This window comes from Alteromonas alvinellae, from assembly GCF_902705805.1.
The window spans coordinates 76,732-83,500 of the sequence record NZ_CACSIH010000221.1; the positions used below are offsets into that span (position 1 = coordinate 76,732).

At 44.1% G+C, this 6,769-nt stretch carries 4 protein-coding genes; 3 read left to right on the forward strand and 1 reads right to left on the reverse strand.

Annotation, left to right across the window (positions count from 1 at the left end):
* Positions 1–61: 61 nt before the first annotated feature.
* Positions 62–1,093 (reverse strand): MBL fold metallo-hydrolase, encoded by a 1,032-nt coding sequence (locus tag ACX5KA_RS17250; RefSeq protein ID WP_278346041.1) that lies wholly within the window; start codon positions 1,091–1,093, stop codon positions 62–64.
* A gap of 301 nt (positions 1,094–1,394) precedes the next feature.
* Between ACX5KA_RS17250 and ACX5KA_RS17255 the strand changes: the two genes are divergently transcribed.
* The 3 genes from ACX5KA_RS17255 (at position 1,395) to ACX5KA_RS17265 (ending at position 6,762) form a co-directional block, all read left to right on the forward strand.
* Positions 1,395–3,764, forward strand: a complete 2,370-nt coding sequence (locus ACX5KA_RS17255; RefSeq protein ID WP_458731750.1) for a DNA polymerase II — start codon at positions 1,395–1,397, stop codon at positions 3,762–3,764.
* Between the two features lie 302 nt (positions 3,765–4,066).
* Positions 4,067–4,645, forward strand: coding sequence for an EF-hand domain-containing protein (locus ACX5KA_RS17260; protein ID WP_458731751.1), 579 nt, complete (start codon positions 4,067–4,069; stop codon positions 4,643–4,645).
* A 368-nt stretch (positions 4,646–5,013) separates the two neighbouring features.
* Entirely contained in the window at positions 5,014–6,762 is a 1,749-nt protein-coding gene (locus tag ACX5KA_RS17265) for an AMP-binding protein (protein ID WP_458731752.1), read from the forward strand.
* Positions 6,763–6,769: the final 7 nt, after the last annotated feature.

The following is a 6,769-nucleotide window of genomic DNA, read 5'->3' on the forward strand; positions in this document are numbered from 1 at the left end:
TAGCCCAGTACAGAGTAAGACGTTGTTAATACTCACTCTGTTTGTATGTCCTCTGACTGAACTAACAAGCAAGCTTTTTTACTTCACAGGCTTTAAATGTATACACACCCTTGCTGTTTAACGTCCGCGAAATGGCTCCTTCATTAAGCAAGTAATTAAGGTGAGACAAACACTCTGCTACTGCAAACACCATGTTGCGACTAGAGAGCTTGCGCTTAAACATAACCGGTAATAGCTCTACGACCGTTTGAGGTTGCTCACAAGCATTTAACAGTGCTTTTAGGTGCTCGTGATGATGAGCAATAAGCGAATCTACTCGCTCATGCAGGCCGATAAAGGGTAGCTTGTGAGCAGGTAATACTGTCGCATCTTTGGGCAAATTCTTGAATTGCGGCAGCGTGGTAAGGTAGTCATCTAAGGTGTTGGCATCAGGCTCTGTTGAGTAGGCGCCAATGTTTGGCGTGATAATCGGCAAAATATGATCGCCTGATATGAGAATATTTTTTTGCTTATTGTAAAGGCACGCATGCTCAGGAGAGTGGCCGCGGCCAATGATGATCTGCCATTCGTTACCGCCAAGCGACAGCGTCATACCATGTTTTAGACGTGTGTAGCTAATAGGTAGTGGTGAAACGACGCTGCTGTAGCCGTTGCCTTCACCAGAAGTAAGCTTTGCGATCATGGATTCGTCTAAACCTGCTCGCTGGTAATATTGCACATCCCGGTCATTCGTTGCGCCATTTCTTCCTGCCGCAAACGCTCGGGCAGTAAAGTACTCAGTTTGTGACATATAAAAGGGGACGTTATACGTGTCGGCTATCCAGCCCGCTAACCCTACATGATCAGGATGTAAGTGCGTAACGATGACACCAACTATTGGCCCGTCTAATTGCTTGAATATACGCTCCCACAGCGTTTTGGTGGTGGACGTTCCTATGCCAGTATCAATGACCACCCAACCGCCTTCACCGCGGATCAGGTACAAATTTATGTGGTCAAGTTCAAATGGAAGCGGCATTGTTAGCCAAAGAACACCATCGGCCACTTCTATTAGCTCGCCCGGCTCTACCTGTTTATCGAATAGATATTCCATATCGCCCTCACCTTTTCTATCGTGCATGGTCTAACGTGCACAAAGACTGTACGTTTTCGTTTTAACTCGCGCTGCTTACAAAAACAAACATATCTGTCGAATAGAGATCTATAGGAGTAGGTGATAACAACCGTTATACTAAGCTTACTGCCGTTTCTCGTGCACAGTGGTAGCGCATTTTTATTGTGCCTTTGTGCCAGTTATTAAACAGATAATGGTAATGCGAGTTTATAAAATGTACACGCCCATGAGGCTATTTAAAGAAATTAACGTCAACAAAGCCGGTTAGTAAATCAGATTCATGTTAGCCTCAACAATACAACAAGGGTTCATACTCAATAAAAGTACGTTTACCCGGCGAGGCAAGGTGTATGTTGAGCTATGGGTAAAAACGCCCAGTAGTACAGCTAGGTTAATTTCTTCACCCCAATACCCCACTTGCTTTGTATCTGTTGATCACGCCAATGATTTACGCAACATAGCCAAGCGTATTTCAGCAAAGATCAGTGTTTCAGATGACGGGTTTCACACGCTGGAACAAGTTCCTGTTGCGACGGTAAAAACCGCAACCGAATCACACATGCATCAGCTTCGCCAGCATGCGCAGGAAAGCAGTATTATATTGTACGAAGCCGATATTCGCGTTGCCGATCGCTACTTAATGGAGCGCTTTGTGTATGGTGCGGTGGAATTTCTGGCTCCGCAAGATTTCGACGATACGTCACAGACCGTTATAGAAAATGCGCAAATCAGACCCTGTCAATTCAGAACCACGTTTACATCGCTAAGCATAGACATTGAATGCAATGAGCATGAAGAACTCTTTAGCATTGCGTTAGCCGGTGAAGGACTCAACGTTGTGCTGCTTCTATGCCCACCACGTTTTGTTGGGCAAACAATGCATGGACAAGAAGACAGCGCGTACGAGCTCATTACCGTTGGATCAGAAAAAGCACTGCTTGAAGCATTTTTTTCATATCTTACAACCTACGACCCAGATATCCTTTTAGGCTGGAATGTTAAACAGTTCGATATGGCGGTACTTGAACGCCGCGCTAGGGCTAACTCGCTAAAGTATGCCATCGGCCGCCACGGCCGAGAAGCTTCCGTAAGACAGTGGGAGGATCAAACCCTTGTTGATGTGCCAGGACGATGCGTGATTGATGGTATCGAAGCACTTAAAACAATGACTTACCAATTCGAATCGTTCTCGCTCGATCACGTCTCTGAAGAACTGCTTGGAGAAAATAAGCTTATTCAAGCCGCCGACAAGCTTGAAGCGATAAAACGTCTTTATTATAGCGACCCTGTTGCACTCGCTAACTATAACTTTAAAGACACAGAGCTGGTCAACCGCATTCAGGATAAAACCCAATTTATCGATTTTCTGGCGCTGCGCAGTATTCTTACCGGCTTAGATATGAGCCGCCCCGGCGGCTCGGTGGCCGCATTTTTAAATGTGTACTTGCCGAAGCTTCACCGCAAATCTTATGTCGCAGGGGTAAGACCTGAAAATGGAGGCTTGGCTAGTCCGGGTGGTTATGTCATGCGTTCCCAGCCAGGTTTATACAAGGACGTTTTAGTCCTCGATTTTAAGAGCCTGTATCCTTCCATTATTCGTACATTTAAAATCGATCCGTTGGGACTTGCAGAAGGGCTTAAGTCTCCAGACACGGCGATTGAAGGTTTTAAAGGCGCAGTTTTTAGCCGCGAATCTCACTTTCTACCTTCCATCATAGAAAACCTATGGCTTCAGCGCGACGAAGCCAAAAAACAGAAAGACGCACCGCGCTCTCAGGCCATCAAAATATTAATGAACTCCTTCTATGGTGTGCTTGGTAGTGGCGGTTGCCCTTTCTACGATCCTCGCCTGGCTAGCTCAATCACATTGAGGGGTCATGAAATCATGCAAACCACAGCGGGTTGGATTGAAGAACTAGGCTATACGGTTATTTACGGCGATACCGACTCAACATTTGTTCATGTAGAAGGGAATGATGCACTGGGTACGCCCTCAGAGACTGGACTTCAGCTCGCTAGCATTATTAATCGAAAGTGGACAGAGTTACTAAAAAGTGAGTTCGACATTGATTGCCACTTAGAAATTGAGTTTGAATCTCACTTTTCTACGTTTTTTATGCCGACGATCCGAGGCTCTTCCGAAGGCAGCAAAAAACGTTACGCAGGAATGAAGAGCGGTGAACTTGTCTTTAAAGGCTTAGAAAATGTCCGCTCTGATTGGACGGTACTAGCTAAAACCTTCCAGTACGAGTTGTACAAAAAAGTGTTTACTGGACAGCCTGTTGAAGACTACATAAATAGCACGATAGCAGCGATAAAGTCCGGTGAAATGGATCACGCTTTGGTCTATAAAAAGCGGCTGCGAAAGCCTTTGTCGTCGTATACCAAGTCGCTACCTCCCCACGTAAAGGCAGCGCGATTAGCGGACGAGTACTATAAAGAACAGGGGTTGCCACTTCGCTATCAGTTTAATACTACCATTGCCTATGTCATTACAGTACAGGGCCCTCAAACCGTAGAAACCGCCACGGCCCCCCTTCAATATGACCACTATATTGAAAAGCAAATCCAGCCCATTGCCGATAGTATCTTGCCGCTTATCGGCCTGAATTTTGAGACAATAGCGAACGATCAACTCTCGCTGTTTTAATCTCATTAATGGGGTTCTATCTATATCTGAGATCAGCTTAGTTTTGACGCATGAAGATCTTGCAAACACTGCGACAATTTAACATAGCAATAACATTGAAATCCTTGCCTTATATTTTTATTACCTCACTAAATCAGTTAGTTATGCAATTGGCACATTCAATGAATAACGAAATATGTAAGTCATAAGCGGTGTCAGATTGAAACTTACTTCCAATCTGCACCTATGTTGAGGTCTGTGGACCTAGTGGTTAGGGCAATTGAGCGCCCGAGTTCACTGTAAAAGCCAGAAGGAATTTGATTATGAAGATCACAAAACTAAGTATGATTACCAGTGCTGTTATTGCTGCAACACTATCTGCTTCAGCAGTAGCAGGCCACCACGAAGAGAAGTTCTCGATGGGATTTAACGCAATGGATAAGGATGGAAACGGCTATATCGTCGGTTCTGAGTCTTCTGGCGTTATTGACAGTAAGCTTCTCGCAAAAATGGATACCGATGGTGACAGCATGATTAGCCGTGTTGAATTCAACAAGTTTGTTGATGAAAAACCATCAATGTTTAGCGACGACATCATTACTCAGGTGAAAACTGAAGGCACCAATGACGCTCTACTCTCGGAAAAGGGCAACCCTGAATTATTCTCTAAAGCTGACGGTGAAATGATATCAGAGAAGAATAAGGAGCTTCGCACCGAGATATCAGCTACAGCCGACAATAAGTTTACTGAAATCGACGTAGACAGCGACGGTAAGCTTACAGCCGAGGAGTTAAAGGTTGCACATGTCGATAGTGACTTTGAGATGATGGATGAAAATGGCGATTCTTACGTTACCCGTATGGAATATCGTGCATACTTCGAAGGTATTGAGTCTGAATAGACGCTCACCACTCGTTAAGTAAAAACTTTTAGGAAGCCTCCTTCGTCGGAGGCTTTTTTGTTTCTTTAAAGTCGAGACAATTTTCTTTAGACATCAAATACATTGTCACTTTTAGTTATTACTCTCCTTTAAGCGTGTACGACGAGTCACACAAATTCATCGTTGAATAACCCCATATACGACTAACATCTTGTCGACAAAACCCGTTTGCAACAATATTGTTAATAAAGATTGAATTATTTGTTTTATTCGTTGCGTATTCAGCATTTACTGCAATTGTTGCCATAGGTTATTTGGAACCAAAAGCCGAAACAGCAAACTCTATTATTTATATATAAATCAGATGCGTACGCGCATGGAGGCAAGATATGATGGAATCAAAATTCACACCGAACTCACTACTCCCTCTTCAGAAAAGTGAGTTTACTGGCTCTGATGACGCTGAGTTGACGTCGCTCACTATCGGTCAGTATTTCAAAAATGTTGTCGACAATTATGGCGATAACCCTGCGATCATTGTAAAACATCAAGACGTAAGCTGGACCTATCAACAATATTGGTATGAAGTAGAGCGTGTAGCCTGCGGTTTAATTGCAAGCGGTGTAGAACCTGGAGATCGTGTGGGTATATGGTCTCCAAACAATATCGAATGGTCGATCGTACAAATGGCCACTGCGCGAATCGGGGCGATCATGGTATGCCTGAACCCAGCTTATCGTCCTGATGAATTAGCGTTTGCTATTAATAACGTTTCCGTAAAATACTTAGTCATGGCGCAGTCATTCAAGCAGTCAAATTACGTCGCCATGTTGAAAGAGCTTGCGCCAGAAATAGACAGCCAAGATAAGAACACACCAAAGCGTCCTCTAACGCTTGCTAAGTTGCCTTCACTTAAATATGTATACACTATTGGCGATAAGCCTGTAGAAGGGTTACAGGCTTTTTCTGCATTGCAAATAGAACCAACGGAAGCGCTTAAATCTCAGTTGGAGGCCGTTGAATCGAACCTTAGCGCGGATGATAACATCAATATTCAGTTTACCTCTGGCACGACGGGAAATCCGAAAGGCGCAACGTTAACGCACCGAAACATTCTAAATAATGGGCTATTAGTATCACAAGCAATGAGGTTCACACACAAAGACAAACTTTGTATTCCCGTTCCGCTTTACCACTGCTTTGGAATGGTATTGGGCAACTTAGTTTGCTTAGCATCAGGTGCATGCGCAGTTTTCCCTGGGGAGTCATTCGACCCTGAGACAACACTCCGTACAGTAGAAGAAGAAAAGTGCACTGGATTACATGGCGTACCAACCATGTTTATTGCCGAGCTCGAATTATCCAACTTCAAGAGCTTTGATCTATCAACACTAAGGACAGGTGTCATGGCAGGTAGTACCTGTCCAGAAGAGCTCATGCGAAAGGTTCATAGTGAATTTCATATGACAGAAGTCGTCATAGGTTATGGTCAGACAGAGTGTAGCCCTATCAATCATATTACTGACATTGACTCGCCATTTGAAAAGCAGGTCAAAACCGTAGGACGCGCTATGCCCCATACAGAAGTGAAGATCATAGATCCCCAAGGCAATACAGTACCTATTGGAGAACCGGGTGAGATTTGCGCGAGAGGCTACTGTGTAATGAAAGGTTATTGGGGTGATGAGGTTAAGACGAAAGCCACCATAGACGATGAAGGTTGGCTCCATTCTGGTGATCTCGGAGAAATGGATGAAGAAGGCTACGTCACAATAGTTGGTAGAATAAAGGACATGATTATTCGCGGTGGCGAAAACATTTACCCAAGAGAAATTGAAGAAGTCTTGTATCAACATGCGGATGTGTCAGACGCCGCTGTATTCGGCATTCCTGACAACAAATATGGCGAGCAAGTTTGCCTATGGATAAAAGCGAAAGAAAATCGACATATAGACGAAGATCAGATACGCGACTACCTGAAATCCAAACTAGCCTACTTTAAAGTACCCAAATACATCAGCGTAGTGAAAGAGTACCCCATGACAGTAACAGGGAAGCTTCAGAAGTTTAAAATGCGCGAATACATGATAGAAACACTGAAAAAGCAAGCCCTACAAATAATGGGGTCAGAGTCGTGACTCTGAC

Excerpts from the sequence above, each read along its gene's own strand:
- ACX5KA_RS17250 (WP_278346041.1), bottom strand. The coding sequence starts at position 1,093 with ATGGAATATCTATTCGATAAACAGGTAGAGCCGGGCGAGCTAATAGAA.
- ACX5KA_RS17255 (WP_458731750.1), top strand. The coding sequence starts at position 1,395 with ATGTTAGCCTCAACAATACAACAAGGGTTCATACTCAATAAAAGTACG.
- ACX5KA_RS17260 (WP_458731751.1), top strand. The coding sequence starts at position 4,067 with ATGAAGATCACAAAACTAAGTATGATTACCAGTGCTGTTATTGCTGCA.
- ACX5KA_RS17265 (WP_458731752.1), top strand. The coding sequence starts at position 5,014 with ATGATGGAATCAAAATTCACACCGAACTCACTACTCCCTCTTCAGAAA.